The 13,675-nt window shown below is 67.3% G+C and carries 13 protein-coding genes and 2 pseudogenes; 5 read left to right on the top strand and 10 right to left on the bottom strand.

The features are described 5' to 3' along the window. Positions 1–176: 176 nt before the first annotated feature. Positions 177–341 (top strand): annotated as a pseudogene (locus tag ACV7NQ_RS12405) (alpha/beta fold hydrolase); the annotation flags it as partial. A 386-nt stretch (positions 342–727) separates the two neighbouring features. Here ACV7NQ_RS12405 and ACV7NQ_RS12400 read toward each other — a convergent pair. The 4 genes from ACV7NQ_RS12400 to ACV7NQ_RS12385 all read right to left on the bottom strand — a co-directional run bounded on the left by ACV7NQ_RS12400 (position 728) and on the right by ACV7NQ_RS12385 (position 5,838). After that, complete coding sequence (locus ACV7NQ_RS12400) at positions 728–2,866, bottom strand: 5-oxoprolinase/urea amidolyase family protein (RefSeq protein WP_463365640.1); 2,139 nt, start codon at positions 2,864–2,866, stop codon at positions 728–730. Beyond that, a complete protein-coding gene (locus ACV7NQ_RS12395) occupies positions 2,818–3,426 on the bottom strand; it encodes an urea amidolyase associated protein UAAP2 (protein WP_463359770.1) in 609 nt (202 codons plus the stop codon). The genes ACV7NQ_RS12400 and ACV7NQ_RS12395 overlap by 49 nt, the downstream gene beginning before the upstream one ends. Before the next feature lie 8 nt (positions 3,427–3,434). Next, entirely contained in the window at positions 3,435–4,187 is a 753-nt protein-coding gene (locus ACV7NQ_RS12390; RefSeq protein ID WP_463359769.1) for a DUF1989 domain-containing protein, read from the bottom strand. A 100-nt stretch (positions 4,188–4,287) separates the two neighbouring features. Continuing rightward, positions 4,288–5,838 carry an amino acid permease gene (locus tag ACV7NQ_RS12385; protein ID WP_463359768.1) on the bottom strand — a complete coding sequence of 517 codons (1,551 nt, stop codon included), beginning with the start codon at positions 5,836–5,838 and terminating at the stop codon, positions 4,288–4,290. A 223-nt stretch (positions 5,839–6,061) separates the two neighbouring features. Here ACV7NQ_RS12385 and ACV7NQ_RS12380 point away from each other — a divergent pair, with 223 nt between their 5' ends. After that, positions 6,062–6,730 (top strand): TetR/AcrR family transcriptional regulator, encoded by a 669-nt coding sequence (locus ACV7NQ_RS12380; RefSeq protein ID WP_463359767.1) that lies wholly within the window; start codon positions 6,062–6,064, stop codon positions 6,728–6,730. A 3-nt stretch (positions 6,731–6,733) separates the two neighbouring features. Here the strand turns inward: ACV7NQ_RS12380 and ACV7NQ_RS12375 are convergent, their stop codons facing one another. The 6 genes and pseudogenes from ACV7NQ_RS12375 to ACV7NQ_RS12350 form a co-directional block, all read right to left on the bottom strand. Further along, the gene (locus ACV7NQ_RS12375; protein WP_463365639.1) at positions 6,734–8,206 is read right to left on the bottom strand and encodes a TerD family protein; all 1,473 of its coding nucleotides are present in this window, start codon (positions 8,204–8,206) and stop codon (positions 6,734–6,736) included. Positions 8,207–8,292: 86 nt separating this feature from the next. Then, complete coding sequence (locus ACV7NQ_RS12370; RefSeq protein WP_463359766.1) at positions 8,293–8,823, bottom strand: hypothetical protein; 531 nt, start codon at positions 8,821–8,823, stop codon at positions 8,293–8,295. A 119-nt stretch (positions 8,824–8,942) separates the two neighbouring features. Then, a pseudogene (locus ACV7NQ_RS12365) lies at positions 8,943–9,237 on the bottom strand (Dyp-type peroxidase); the annotation flags it as partial. A gap of 51 nt (positions 9,238–9,288) precedes the next feature. After that, complete coding sequence (locus ACV7NQ_RS12360; RefSeq protein ID WP_463359765.1) at positions 9,289–9,615, bottom strand: cupin domain-containing protein; 327 nt, start codon at positions 9,613–9,615, stop codon at positions 9,289–9,291. 183 nt (positions 9,616–9,798) lie between these two features. Further along, positions 9,799–10,302 carry a dihydrofolate reductase gene (locus tag ACV7NQ_RS12355; RefSeq protein WP_463359764.1) on the bottom strand — a complete coding sequence of 168 codons (504 nt, stop codon included), beginning with the start codon at positions 10,300–10,302 and terminating at the stop codon, positions 9,799–9,801. Then, positions 10,299–11,102: a thymidylate synthase gene (locus ACV7NQ_RS12350; RefSeq protein WP_463365638.1), complete on the bottom strand. Its 804-nt coding sequence runs from the start codon at positions 11,100–11,102 to the stop codon at positions 10,299–10,301. The genes ACV7NQ_RS12355 and ACV7NQ_RS12350 overlap by 4 nt, the downstream gene beginning before the upstream one ends. Positions 11,103–11,151: 49 nt before the next feature. Here ACV7NQ_RS12350 and cobF point away from each other — a divergent pair, with 49 nt between their 5' ends. The 3 genes from cobF (at position 11,152) to ACV7NQ_RS12335 (ending at position 13,670) form a co-directional block, all read left to right on the top strand. After that, the gene (cobF, locus tag ACV7NQ_RS12345) at positions 11,152–11,895 is read left to right on the top strand and encodes a precorrin-6A synthase (deacetylating) (RefSeq protein ID WP_463359763.1); all 744 of its coding nucleotides are present in this window, start codon (positions 11,152–11,154) and stop codon (positions 11,893–11,895) included. A gap of 169 nt (positions 11,896–12,064) precedes the next feature. Then, positions 12,065–12,931 carry an Fpg/Nei family DNA glycosylase gene (locus ACV7NQ_RS12340; protein WP_463359762.1) on the top strand — a complete coding sequence of 289 codons (867 nt, stop codon included), beginning with the start codon at positions 12,065–12,067 and terminating at the stop codon, positions 12,929–12,931. A gap of 133 nt (positions 12,932–13,064) precedes the next feature. After that, a complete protein-coding gene (locus tag ACV7NQ_RS12335; protein ID WP_463359761.1) occupies positions 13,065–13,670 on the top strand; it encodes an MspA family porin in 606 nt (201 codons plus the stop codon). Positions 13,671–13,675: the final 5 nt, after the last annotated feature.

Below are 13,675 nucleotides of genomic sequence, written 5' to 3'. Positions count from 1 at the left end.
GCCCCTTCGGTCACCGGCTACCGGGTCCGTCGAAGCCGCGTGCATGCCTCATGCATGCGGCGTGCAAGAACCGCCCGACAGTCTGTAGTCACAACGAGCGGATTCGTACCTGCCCGACGCTACGCGAACTGGACTGCGGCTACTCGAGCGCGGCGGTAAGGCGCGGTGAGCTCGCGGCCTTCCACCTGGTCATTCCGTCGCTGCCGGGCTTCGGTTTCTCCGGACCGGTCACCGACCCCGGCTGGACCGTCGGAAAGATCGGCGCGGCATGGGCGGAGCTCATGCGCAGGCTCGGCTATGAGCGTTACGGCGTGCAGGGTGGTGATTTCGGTGCCGCAGTAGTCCGTGGGCCTGTTCCGGCATGTCGTCGCCGGAAGAGCCCCACAATCGTTGAGAGGACCATGGCCAGCGGGAGTAATCGCAGTGAGTGAACCGAGACGGCTGACGTAGGAACAACGCGAAGACTTCTGGCGGCGCTGCGGCTGGTCTCCGGATCTGCCCGGGGCCGAGCGCCGCCAGATCGAACAACGGTGGGACGACGAGTCGATCGAGCTGGCGGAGTTGTTGGGCTGGTGACGCCGGTCATGGGTCGCAGACCTATCCCGCCCAGGCATCGACGATCACGGCGTGGGTCGATGACGACTTCGTCGAGCGCGTGGTCATCGGCAGGTGTGGCCGGGCGTGCGGCTGGAACGGTCCGGTCGCTCCCACCATCATGACCTGACCGTCAGGGCTTGGTCTCCGTCAGTTCTCCGGCCAGCCGCCATGAGTTCCGCTCCTCGGCGAATGCCTGCGCCTGCACCGCGCGGAATTCGTCGATGGATGTGGCGTTGTCGGCGAGGAACTTTCGGTACTCCGCGAGGCGGAAGTCGCCGTCTTCGGCTGTCACCTCCACGTTGCCCGCGGCGAAATCGGCGCGCAGGTCGAGGAGTTCGTCGGCGCCGACGGGGTACCAGCGGATGCGATCGAAGTAGCGCAGCAGCCACGGATTGTCGTCCGGGTCGGTGCCGGGATGGCCGTGCTTCCAGACCTGGGTGGTGCGGCCGACGAACTGGTAGCCGCCGGGGCCCTCCATGCCGTAGATGCACAGGTAGGCGCCGCCGATGCCGACCGCGTTCTCGGGGGTCCAGGTGCGGGCCGGGTTGTATTTGGTGGTGACCAGTCGGTGGCGGGGGTCGGTCGGCGTCGCTACCGGGGCGCCGAGATAGACGTCGCCCAACCCGAGGACCAGGTATTCGGCGCCGAAGACGGTGTCGTAAGCGTCCTGGACCGAGCTCAATCCGTTCATGCGCCGGATGAATTCGATGTTCCACGGGCACCAGGGGGCATCGGCACGCACGCCGTGCATGTAGCGGGTGATCGCCTCCCGCGTCGACGGATCGTCCCAGGAAAGGGGGAGATGCACGGTGCGGCTCGGCACGATGAGTTGGTCGGAGGCGGGGATGTTGTCTTCGGCCTCGGCCAGCAGGTCGAGCAGTACGGGGACCGGCAGGATGGCCGGATCGACGCGGATCTGCAGCGAGCGGATGCCGGGCGTCAGCTCCGCTACCCCGCGCACCGCGGCGGCCAGCAGGTGCTGGTGCAGCGCATGGACCCGGGCTCGCAGACCCAAATCCAGTGTCATGGCACCGTATTCGACGAGGACGCCGTCGTCGCCCGCGCGACGGTAGGTCACGCCGGTCTCGTCGTCGACGTCGGTGCGGCGCAGCACGCCATCGTCACCATCGCCGCCGGTCGAGATCACCGTGGACCAGGCGGCGCGCCTCGCCGGGCCCAACTCGCGGACCGAGGCAGCGCGCTCGCTGCGGATCGGGACGAAACGCACGGCGTCGCCGGGGGAAAGCTGGCCGAGCTTCCAGCGGTCGGCGGCGACCACGGTTACCGGGCAGACGAAACCGCCGAGACTGGGGCCGTCGGGTCCGAGCAGGATCGGGGTATCACCCGTGAAATCCAGTGCGCCAACCGAATACGGTGTGTCGTGAATGTTCGAGGGGTGCAGGCCCGCCTCTCCGCCATCGGTCCTGGCCCACTCCGGCTTCGGGCCGATCAGCCGGACTCCCGTGCGGTCGGAGTTGAAGTGCACCTCGTAGTCGGTGCCGATGAGGGTGTCGAAATCGGCGCGGGTGAAGAATTCCGGTGCGCCGTGCGGACCCTCGGTGACCGCCAGCTCCCAGCGTCGGCTCATGACCGGTTGCTCTTCCATCGGCACCGCCATCGCGACCCGGCCGACATGCGATGCGAGCGGCAGCATTTCACCGACCCGCAGCGCATTGCCCGCGCTGCCACCGAACCGTCCGAGCGTGAAAGTTGCTACGCTGCCGAGGTATTCGGGGAGTTGAATGCCGCCCGCGATGAGCACGTAGCAGCGCATACCGGGACCGCGGACAGCGCCGACATCGAGCACGCCGCCCGCCGGGACCCGAACCGTGCGCCACTGCTGCACGCGGACCCCGTCCACGGTGACGTCGGCGGGCGCACCAGTGACGCACACCCAGGTCGGCTCGGCGAATTTCAATGCCGGACCGCCGAGCGTGCACTCCAGTCCCGCGGCGCCTTCATCGTTCCCCAGTACGCGGTTACCGAGCCGGAACGACAGATCGTCCATCGGCCCTGACGGCGGCACGCCGACATGCCAGTACCCGATCCGTCCCGGCCAATCCTGGACGGTGCTCAGCGTTCCCGGACGTACAACCTGGACCTGCGCCGTTCCGGACGGTTCCGTAAACCTCTGGTCTACGCCTGAGTCGTTCGCTCGGGCCGTCGTTCGAGTCGAGATGTCATCGCTGGTGTCATCACTCACCGATAGTTCGGCCAGGGTCATCGGGTCACCACCATGCGGACCGGGGTGGGGTCGAAACCGTTGCAGGGGTTGTTGATCTGCGGGCAGTTCGACACGAGAACGAGGGTGTCGATTTCCGCGCGGAGGGTGACTTTCTTTCCGGGAGCAGACAATCCGTCCACGATGCCGAGGGTGCCGTCGGCTTCCACCGGGACATTCATGAACCAGTTGATGTTCGACACCAGATCCTGTTTGCCGAGGCCCCATTTCAGCGCCTCGGCGAGGAAGTTCTCCACGCAGGCGTGCTGGTGGCGGGTGTGGTGGCCGTAGCGGAGGGTGTTGGACTCCTGGGAGCAGGCGCCCGCGATGGTGTCGTGATTGCCGACCTCGTCGGCGACGACGGTCATCAGGGCGGTGCCCGCGTCGGTGCGCAGCACGCTGCCGGTGGTGAGGAAGATATTGCGCTGCGCGGTGATGGTGGCCTGGGCGCTGTAGCGGTCGGTGTGGTCGGCGGCGGAATACAGCAGGCAGTCGACGGCCTGATTGCCGTGCAGGTCGATGATCTCCAGTTGATCGCCCGCCCGGACCACCGTGGACCATGGCGCCTCGGCCGGAACGGTTTCGTCGAGCACGATGGTGCGCGTCATGGCCGAGTTCATGCCGTTGCCTCCAGTGTCAGCGCGGCCGTCCAGACCTGTTCGGTGTTCTGCACGGCCCGTTGGTATTCCGGGTCGGTGTTGTGCGTGACGGAGAGTTCCTCGGGTGCGGACCAGGCGACGATGTCGAGATCCGTCGCGGGCCGGTCGTCCAGCGGGTGCGCGGTGTTGGCAATCAGCGCGATGACAGGCAGATGCACCAGCAACTCGACCGATGCGCCCGCTCCGGCGCTGCCGGTGGCGGTGAGCGTGCCATCGGATTCGACACGGACACCGCGGAAGAACGACACCGTCGGTGCGATATCCCGCGGCTGCAGACCCTGTTTGGTTCCGGCGAGCCGCAGCAGTCCGCGCGCCTGCGCCGTTGGCCCGCACAGGGTGTCGTGGTGGCCGGAGGTGTCGGCGAGCACGGTGGCCAGTACCCGCCCCTGGTCGGAAAGAAGCGGGTGCCCGTCCGCGAGGTAGGCCTGCCACGGCACCTTGACGGTATCGGCGACATTGAGCCGCTCCCATGGTGATTCGGCGCGCAACAACAGCAGGTGTGCGCACGCGGCGCCGAGCGGATCGCTCAGCCGAACCCGAGTTCCACGGCCGAGCACCACATTGGCGTACCCGCCTGCCGGAACACGCTGGGCCCAAGTGATTTTCGCGGCCGCTACGTCGTCGGGCAGCAACGGCCCTGCGATGGCGGCGGCGGCCGCCTGAGATCGGGCGTGTTCGCGTGCGCCCATGGTGGAGGCGGTGCTCGTCATGATTGCTCACTTTCGGTGTGTACGGGTGCGGTTGGTTCGGCGCTGCCGGGACGGTGCGCGGTGGTGGGCGGTCCCGCACCCACCACCGCACACATTCGGGTCAGGCGGGTTGCACGGCGGGTTCGGCGCTCTGGACCCGGCGGGGCCCGGCATTGACGAACCGATGCACCACCACGCCGACCGCGATCACCAGCACCACGAAAAGCGGTGCGGCCCACAGCATCCACCAGCTGCCGCCGCTCGGTGTGTAGACCTCGGCGCGCGGCCAAGCCAGGTTCACCGCCATCGCGATGCCCCACACCACCGCGAGCAGGTTGATCGGAATGCCGAAGCGACCCAGGTTGAACAACCCCGCTTCGGCGTTGTCGCGACTCCAGCCCTTGCTCCGCCGCACCAGCAGCGGCACCGTGACCAGCAGGTAGGCCAGGTACAGCGTGACGATGCAGACGCTGGCCAGCGTCGCGAAGATCGCGGCGTTGCCGAGGTTGAGCACCAGCAGACCGATGCCGAGCGCCCCGATGATCACCGCGGGCAGCACCGGGGTGCCGTAGCGCGGGTGTACCGCGGCGAGCCGCCGGGCGAATGGCAGCGTGCCATCGCGTGCCATCGAGAACATCAGACGCGAGCCCGCGGTCTGAATGGCCAAGGTGCACACCGTGATCGCCACCGCGACACAGCCGAGCAATACCTTGCCCGCCGGGCTGTCGAGCTTCGAGGTGATGACGTAGGCCAGGCCGTCGGTGCCGAGCGCACCGTCCGACAGGCTCGGCGCCGACATCAGTGCGCCGATGATCAGCAGCCCGCCGCCGAGCGCGGACACCGAAAGCGCGGTGAGGATGGTGCGCGGCGCGACGGTGCGCGGGTTCTTGGTTTCCTCGGAAAGCTCACCGGCGGAATCGAATCCGACCATGACGTAGGCGGCCATCAGCCCGGAGACGAGAAATGCGGCCCAATACGGTCCCGGCGCAGCCTGATCGGTCTGCAGCACCACGCCGGGACCGCGCTCGGTGTGGGTGAAGAACAGCGCGATGATCGCGAGGACGCCGGCGATCTCGACGGTGACGCCGATCGAGTTGATCCGGGCCATCAGGTCGATGCCGATCACATTGATCGCCGTGGTGATCACCAGCAGGATGCTGCCGAGCAGCACCGCGTTGGTGGCACCCGAGGACGAGGTGAGTGCGGTGTCTTCTCCGACGAGCTGGAATCCGCTCCAGATCGAGGGCAGCACCACCTGCAGCGCGATCGCCGCCGCGGCGGCGGTGACGATCTGCGCGATGACCATCATCCAGCCCGCGAACCAGCCGACGACTTCACCGCCCAGTCGGCGCGACCACTGATAGATGCAGCCGGAGATGGGGTAGCGCGCGGCGAGTTCCGCGAAATTGAGGGCGACGAGCAACTGCCCGGCGAACACGATCGGCCAGGTCCAGAAGAACCCGGCGCCGCCGAACGAGTAGCCGAGGCCGAAGAACTGGAAGATCGTCGTGAGGATCGAGACGAAGGAGAAACCGGCCGCGAACGAGGCGTAGCGGCCGAGCCTGCGGTGTAGCACCGGCTGATAGCCGAAACAGGCGAGGTCGGCACTGTCGGCGCTGAAGTCCGGTGGTGCGGCGGGGGTGGGTGCGGGCGAATCGACTTTAGTGGCCATGGGAGGAGTCCTTCGGCGAGCGGCCAATACCTATCAGATGACAGTTTTGCGTTCGCGATCGCGCATTCGGTGTCCGATGTGTATCGCTTGCGGGAACCCCGGTAACTTCTGCGTTGCCCAGATTTCTCTCGAGTGACAGAAACCTCTCCAGCCCGGTCCGGACGGCCGAGGTGAACCCCACTGCGCCGAATCCGGCCCCCGAACGCGATGCCAGAATGAGCGGGTGGCGAACCTCGGGCCCGGCCGTCCCCGTCTCGATCAGCGACCTCGTCGCGGTCGGACGCCGCGCGCCGAGATCCTCGACGCCGCCGGTGAACTGTTCACCACCAACGGCTACGCCAACACCTCCACCCGCGCGATCGCCGACGCGGTGGGGATCCGACAGGCGTCGCTCTATCACCACTTCGCGGCCAAGGACGACATCCTCGACGCGCTGCTCGCCGAAACCATCGCCGCGCCTTCAGAACTCGCCGAACGGCTGCGCGTCGTGCCGGATCCGGTGCCCGCGCGGTTGTATGCGCTCGCCTGGTTCGACGTGCGCCAGTTGTGCGCTGCTCGCTGGAATCTCGGTGCGCTGTACCTGCTTCCGGAGCTGCGCACCGCGCGCTTCGCCGCCTTCCGGCTGCAGCGTGACGAATTACGTGGGCACTACGAGACTTTGGCCGCAGCGGTGATCGCGGAGGCCGGTGGCGCCGGGATATCGGACGCCGAGACGCTGCCGTTCCGGCTCGTCGAGACGGTGATCAGCATCCGCTCCGACGAGGTCATTGCTCCGGCCTACGCGGAGCGTTCGATCCCCGATGCGGTGCTGCGTATGCTCGGCTGGCCCGGCGACCTGGACGACCTGCGTCGCGCTGCGGGTACGCTCCTGCAGCGGCTGCAGGCGGCCTGAGGTTCAGCCCTTGCCGCCGGACGCCTGGAACTCGAAGCCCCAGCCGTAGATTCGGGCGATCTCTCGGATGCCGCTACCCGGGCCCGCGGACGGCCGGATGAACGTGCCATCGCGCCGAACCACCAACTCGCCGTTGAGGTTCTCGATGTGAGCGAGGATCACGTCCCGGGAGTTGTCCATGCAGCCGGACATGGTCATCTCGATCGGGACCGAGTTGATCGGGTACAGCGTGGCGGTCGCCTGCACGCCGCGGAAATCGGGCGCGCCCTCGTAGATGGAGGCGAACACCAGGATGCGGCGGAATTGGGCGGTGAAATCGAGGTTGATGTCGAGGTTTTCGCCATTGGCGCCGCTGCCGGTCCGGTCATCCTGGTCGAGCCGGATGAACGGCGGCCGGTCCAGCGCACCGAACGAGCGGTCCAGGGCGCGCACGGAGCCGATCCGTCCGTCGGCCAGCTCCCAGAAGCAGCTGAGGTCGAGATCGAGAGTGCCGCCGCCGCGCTTCCTGCTGAACAGGCCGCCGCCACTCGGGGCGGCCGCGCTCGTCCAGTTCAGGTTCACCCGCATGGTGCCCGAAGTCGCGCCCTGCTTGGTCAGCGAGACCGAGGGCGATTCCTTGCTCAGCGAGATCTTGCTCAGGTTGACCGGTGCACCCGTCGGTTGCGGCGCCGCAGGCTGCGGCGAGTAGGGCTGCTGTGGCGGGTACGGCGGAGTCGGCGCGCCATACGGCTGCTGCGGTGGATAGGGCTGCTGCGGTGGATAGGGCGGTGGCGGGGTCGGCGCGCCGTACGGCTGTGGCGGCACCGGCACCGGCACCGGTGGCGGTGGCGGTGGCGCTAACTGGGGCGCGGGCGGTGTGAATTGGTGCGGCGGCGCGGGCGGCGGTGCGAACTGCTGCTGCGGTGCGGGCGGTGGCATTGGCGGTGGCGGTGTGAATTGCTGCGGCGCGGCGGGCGCCGGTGCGTCGTCGACCGAGATGCCGAAATCGGTTGCCAAACCGGCAAGCCCGGAGGCGTAGCCCTGACCGACCGCGCGGAACTTCCATGCGCCCTGGCGGCGATAGAGTTCGCCGAGTACGAACGCGGTCTCGGTGGTGGCGCCGACACTGTCGAAGCGGGCCACCTCGGCGCCGTTCGACGGGTCGAGCAGCCGCACGTAGAGGCCGTTGAACTGACCGAAGGTGCCGCCGTCCGAGGACGCGGCGATGACGATGGTGTCGATCTGCGGTTCGACCTGAGCCAGGTTCACCGACAAGGTGTCCAGCACGGTCGGGCCCTGCTGCTTACCTTCGTGCCGGACCGCGCCGGAGGAATGCGTCGGCTGGTTGTAGAAGACGAAGTCGTTGTCCGACCGGACCTTGCCCGACACCAGCAACAGGGCGGAGGCATCCGCATCGGGAACCCCGGGCCCTGATTGCCACCCCAGTTCGACGCGGACCGCGGACATCGGCACCGGAACGTTGGCGCCCTTCATCATCGACACAGTGGTCAACGTATCGGAAAGGGGCCGACCGCGTCATACCTGCCGCGTGGCGCCGCGCCGTCGGTGTCACGGCGGGGTGATCAGTGGGTCGGCGGCGCGATCTGCCAGTGCTGGTTGAGCCCGCCCGCGATCTCCGGAAGCACGGTCACCGGAACCCGCTTCCGGCGCAGCATCTCCCGGATCTCGGTGACCTGCTCACGCTTGCGCATGTCGTAGGCGCCCGAGACCGGTCGACATACCGGCGGAATGGACAGCAGCACCAACTCGCCATGCCGTTCGTCACCGCCGGACAGATCGAGCGCCAGCGACCAGCGCGCCCGCTCGTCGAGCGCGAAGCGCCCGGCCACCACCCGATCCCAGTCGATGCTGGATTCCCGCCACGGGGTGCGACAGTAGATCGCGCCGTCGGTGAGCACGACGGCGTCCCTGGCGAACAGCGCGACCAGGATGGCGATACCCGCGACGGGGCCGGCGAGCAGCCCGGTGAACACCCGGTTGAGGCCGAAACCCGTGATGATCGAGCCACAGACGAGCACGGTGACCGCGATACCGAGCACGCCGTACAGCACCGCTCGCTGGGTGGGAACCACGCCCGCGCGCACCATGGTCATCTCGCTTCCTGCCTACTGCGCAACCACCGTACCGGACCGCAGTGCGACCTCACGAGTCCAATGTGACCGCGGCCTCCGCGGTGTACACCAGGAACGTCAGGCTCTGCTGGAAGTACGTAATGGAACAGCAGGTCACCCGGAGTGGCGGGCCTGGTGGCGCGCGCCCTGGTAGCCGGGGAATTCGTGCAGCTCGGCGGGCCGCGGACCGGCGAAGAGCCGATCCCACGCCGCGGAGCCGATGGAAGTCACGCAGGTCAGTCCGGCGCCGGGTAACCGGAATCCCACCGAGCGGCGCAATCCGGCCAGGTCGGCGAGCAGGTCGCGCACCTTCTGCTCGCCACCCTCGTCGATGGTGGCGACGAGGAAGATCGCGGCCGGTGTGAGCGGTTCGAGGACCGGCTGCGGCTCACCCATGATCAACAGCCTAGGTGGCTCCGCCGCCCATAGCAGCGCAGCGATAGGCGCCTATTTGGCGACGGTCAGCAGGAACGCGACGTCGTCGACGGCCTTGACGCTGTGCCTGGCCTTGGGCACCACCAGCAAGTCACCGGCCGAGCCCTTCCATTCGTTGGTGCCGCTGATCAGCGTCAGCGTGCCGCTGAGCACAAGCAGGGTCGCCTCGCCCGCATTGTCGTGTTCGGCCAGGCTCTGACCCGCCGACAGGCCGACCACGGTCTGACGTAGCGAGTTGGCGTGACCGCCGTAGATGGTTTGCGAACTGCGCCCGCTCGTGGCGGTGGCGGCCAACTTGAGCTGTTGGCGAGCAACCGCAGTCAGCGATTTCTTTTCCATGGACCGCCTTTCACAGATCACATCACCCGGATCAGGGCTGGTGACACGGGCTTATCCTGGAGTATGCCCGACGGCCGCGCGCTGCGGGCCGTGTTCGGCGGCCCCGCCTGCATGCGGCGTGTTTGCCGCCACCGAGCCGACCGAACCGCGCGACTGCGACTGATCGATGCGGGAGTTTGCCGATTAGTCGGATTCTTTGCGGGTGTAGCGGCGAACCCGGTAGCGCAGGCCGGTGGTCGACTCCTGCCACGGCGTGGTGTCGACGTCCTGCCATTCGGGGCCGATGGTTGGTGCGTAGGCGTCGCCGTCCACGGTGGTGTCCACCTCGGTGACGAGCAGATCCGTGACGAAATCCATGGCGGCGCGGTAGATCTGGCCGCCGCCCGCGATCCACACGGTGTCGGGGCCGCTCATGGTTATGGCCTCGGACAGCGAGCCCGCGCGTTCGGCGCCTTCGGCGGTCCAGTCGGCCTGTCTGGTCACCACGATGTTGCGACGGCCGGTCAGCGGACGGAATCGGGGTGGCAGCGAATCCCAGGTGCGGCGGCCCATCACCACCGGATGGCCCATGGTGACGGCTTTGAAATTCGCCATATCCTCGGGCACGCGCCAAGGAATGGTGTTCTCGAATCCGATCACCCCGTCGAGGGTTTGCGCCCAGATCAGTCCGATGGTGCGGTCGTTCACACCGCCACCGGGGCCTTGATGGCCGGATGATGCTGGTAGTCGACCACTTCGACGTCCTCGTACGCGTAGTCGAACAGCGTCGGCGCCGGGCGCAGCCGCAGTGTGGGGAACGGGTACGGGTCGCGGGTCAGCTGTTCGGTGACCTGCTCGACATGGTTGTCGTAGATGTGGCAGTCGCCGCCGGTCCAGATGAAATCACCGGGCTGCAACTCGGTCTGCTGCGCCACCATGTGGGTGAGCAGCGCGTAGCCGGCGATATTGAACGGGACGCCGAGGAACAGGTCGGCGCTGCGCTGATACAGCTGGCAGGACAGCTTGCCATCGGCCACATAGAACTGGAAGAACGCGTGGCATGGGGCCAGCGCCATCTTGTCCAGCTCGGATACATTCCAGGCCGAAACGATCATGCGGCGCGAATCCGGGTTGGTGCGCAACGTCTGCAGCACCTCGGAGATCTGGTCGATGTGGGTGCCATCCGGGGTGGGCCAGGACCGCCACTGCACGCCGTAGAGCGGGCCGAGTTCGCCGTTGGCGTCGGCCCATTCGTCCCAGATGGAGACACCGTGCTCGTGCAGCCAGCGCACATTGGAATCGCCGCGCAGGAACCAGAGCAGCTCGTAGACGATCGACTTCAGATACACCTTTTTGGTGGTGATCAGCGGGAAGCCCGCCGAGAGGTCGTAGCGCAGCTGATGGCCGAAGATGCTGCGGGTGCCGGTTCCGGTGCGGTCCGCTTTCGCCGTCCCGGAGTCCAGGACCAGTCGGAGCAGGTCCTCGTATTGGGTATCGCGAGCATTGATGGCCACGCCTGGAAAGCTTACTGATCCCCGCGCCTGGCAAGCTCGGGCCATGCGCAAGCTCTACGTGATCGGCATCGGTGCCGGCGACCCGGACCAGGTGACGGTGCAGGCCATCAAGGCCATGCGGCAGGTCGAGGTGTTCTTCGTCATCGGCAAGGGCGCCGAGAAGCAGGAGCTCGTCGATGTGCGGACCGCCATCCTGACCGAGCACGTCGAGACCGCCTATCGGATCGTGGAGATCGCCGACCCGCCCCGCGACCGCACGCCGTCGGACTACCAGGGCGTCGTCGAGGACTGGCACGACCGCCGCTCCGGGCTGCTCGAAGATGCCTTCGCGCAGGTGGATGGCGTCGGCGGGATTCTGGTGTGGGGCGATCCGTCGCTCTACGACAGCACCCTGCGGATCATCGAGCGGGTGCTCGATCGCGGGGCGCAGGCCTTCGATTACGAGGTGATTCCCGGCGTCACCAGCGCACAGGCGCTGGCTGCCCGTCATCGAATAGTGTTGCACCGCATCGGCGAACCGGTGCACATCACCACCGGCAGGCGGTTGCGCGAGCAGGGCCTCGGACCCGGCTCCAACCTGGTGATGCTCGACGGAGATCGTGCCTTCACCGAGGTTCCCGGTGACGACGTGCGCATCTGGTGGGGCGCCTACCTCGGCATGCCCGACGAGACCCTCATCGAGGGTCCGCTGCGGGAGGTCGAGAAGGAAATCGTCCGCCGCCGTGGCGAACTGCGCGCCGAAAAGGGTTGGATCATGGACATTTACCTGCTTCGAGCGGGCGAATAGGTCGCAGCCTGCCTGCGGCCTTGACCTCGCCAGTACCGGCGCGGTTTCCAAGGCGTGGATGGCATCCAGCGCGCCGAGGCGTTCGGTGATGCGCGCGCGGCGTAGAGCTCTGCCGTCCGCGTGCTCGCAGCACGGTCGAGTGTCGGTGCGTCCAGGTAGCCTGGGATCCGTGCCTGAGCTACCTGAAGTGGAGGCGTTGGCGCAGTTCCTGCGGGAGCACGCGGTCGGCGCTGTGGTGGGGCGTGTCGATGTGGCGGCGCTGAGCGCGGTCAAGACGTTCGACCCGCCGGTGACGGCGCTGTCCGGGCGCGATGTGACCGGGGCGGACCGGTTCGGGAAGTTCCTCGGGTTGGACTGCGGCGGCCTGTGGTTGATCACGCACCTGTCCCGCGGCGGCTGGCTGCGCTGGATCGACGAGCCGAGCGCGACGCCGCCGAATCCCGGCAGGGGCCCGTTGGCGCTTCGCGTGCACTTCTTCACTACGGAAGGGGCAACACCGGCCTTCGATCTGACCGAGGCGGGCACCAAGAAGCGACTGGCCGTCTATATCGTCGAGGACCCCAAGCTGGTGCCCGGTATCGCCAGGCTCGGCCCCGACGCCCTCGTAGTCACCGAGGAACAGTTCGCCGAAATCCTGCATGGCACCTCGCAGCGCATCAAAACCGCGATCATCGACCAAACGCTGCTGGCCGGAATCGGCAACGCCTACTCCGACGAAATCCTGCACACCGCCCGCGTCTCGCCCTTCACCAATACCAAAACGATGTCGGCGGAAACCATTTCGGCGCTATACGCGGCCATGCGCGCGGAACTCACCGACGCGGTACAGCGATCCGTCGGCCAAGACGCCGCCCGCCTCAAGGGCGAAAAGCGTTCCGGCATGCAGGTACACGCCCGCACCGGCATGCCGTGTCCGGTCTGCGGCGACACCGTCCGCGAGGTCTCCTACGCCGAGCGCTCGTTCCAGTACTGCCCCACCTGCCAGACCGGGGGCAAGATACTGGCCGACCGCCGCATGTCCCGGCTGCTCAAGTAACGCGCTGCACCGCCGGAGGCATGCTCGATATGACCCACTCGGCCTCGGATGATCTACACGGCTGATTCCCAGCCGGCGTTCACTTTTGTGTGCCAGGTTTGGCGTACCTGTTGCCGGTTGAAAATGAGGTTTGATGAGGTTTGATAATGGTGTTGGCCGATGGTCGGCCGGTATCGGCGTGGGACTGACAGTCCTGATGCTTGGATGCGGGGTTGCGCACGCGGACACGGTGGTGCCGCTGCCCGACGGCCGGGAAGCACTGACGACGGCAACGGGTATTCCGGTGGACCTGACCCGGACCGGTGAGATCGCGGTCATCTCGCAGTCGCTCGCCGCCAACGGCATGTCACGCACGGCGCAACTGTCCGCAACCACGTACGCCACGACCCCGGGCGCGACCTCCGGCACCTTGGATACCGGTTACCTGATCGGCTGCCAGGTGGATCTCACTGGCGGGTTGTCGCTCGGCGGTGATATCTACGCGACGCCGGGCTCGGTGTCGCCGGAAATATACCCCAGCATCAACCTGAAGCCGGGCGGCGTCGCGGTGGTGAAGTTCGGCACCAAGAAGCTCGACCCGGCTGCGGGTGCCGTCGGCGTCGCCTACCGCAACCGCGGTATCCAGCTCAATGGGTGCGGCGGGTTCGCGCAGGCTCGCGCGTTCAGCGCCCTGACCGTGACCAACGACAAAGGTTCGGCCGAAGTGACCTTGTACGGCGACCCGTTCAGCGTCGGGTGAGCGGC

It is taken from the genome of Nocardia sp. Tas62D01 (genome assembly GCF_055232035.1).
The sequence above is the reverse complement of the archived record's forward strand: the minus strand, read 5'-3'. Positions and strand labels throughout refer to the sequence as shown.

What these genes read in the sequence shown, in the direction of transcription:
- ACV7NQ_RS12335 (WP_463359761.1), top strand. Translation starts at nt 13,065, where the DNA reads ATGAGGTTTGATAATGGTGTTGGCCGATGGTCGGCCGGTATCGGCGTG.
- ACV7NQ_RS12385 (WP_463359768.1), bottom strand. Translation starts at nt 5,838, where the DNA reads ATGGCCACTAAAGTCGATTCGCCCGCACCCACCCCCGCCGCACCACCG.
- cobF (WP_463359763.1), top strand. Translation starts at nt 11,152, where the DNA reads ATGCGCAAGCTCTACGTGATCGGCATCGGTGCCGGCGACCCGGACCAG.
- ACV7NQ_RS12390 (WP_463359769.1), bottom strand. Translation starts at nt 4,187, where the DNA reads ATGACGAGCACCGCCTCCACCATGGGCGCACGCGAACACGCCCGATCT.
- ACV7NQ_RS12375 (WP_463365639.1), bottom strand. Translation starts at nt 8,206, where the DNA reads ATGATGAAGGGCGCCAACGTTCCGGTGCCGATGTCCGCGGTCCGCGTC.
- ACV7NQ_RS12395 (WP_463359770.1), bottom strand. Translation starts at nt 3,426, where the DNA reads ATGACGCGCACCATCGTGCTCGACGAAACCGTTCCGGCCGAGGCGCCA.
- ACV7NQ_RS12370 (WP_463359766.1), bottom strand. Translation starts at nt 8,823, where the DNA reads ATGACCATGGTGCGCGCGGGCGTGGTTCCCACCCAGCGAGCGGTGCTG.
- ACV7NQ_RS12360 (WP_463359765.1), bottom strand. Translation starts at nt 9,615, where the DNA reads ATGGAAAAGAAATCGCTGACTGCGGTTGCTCGCCAACAGCTCAAGTTG.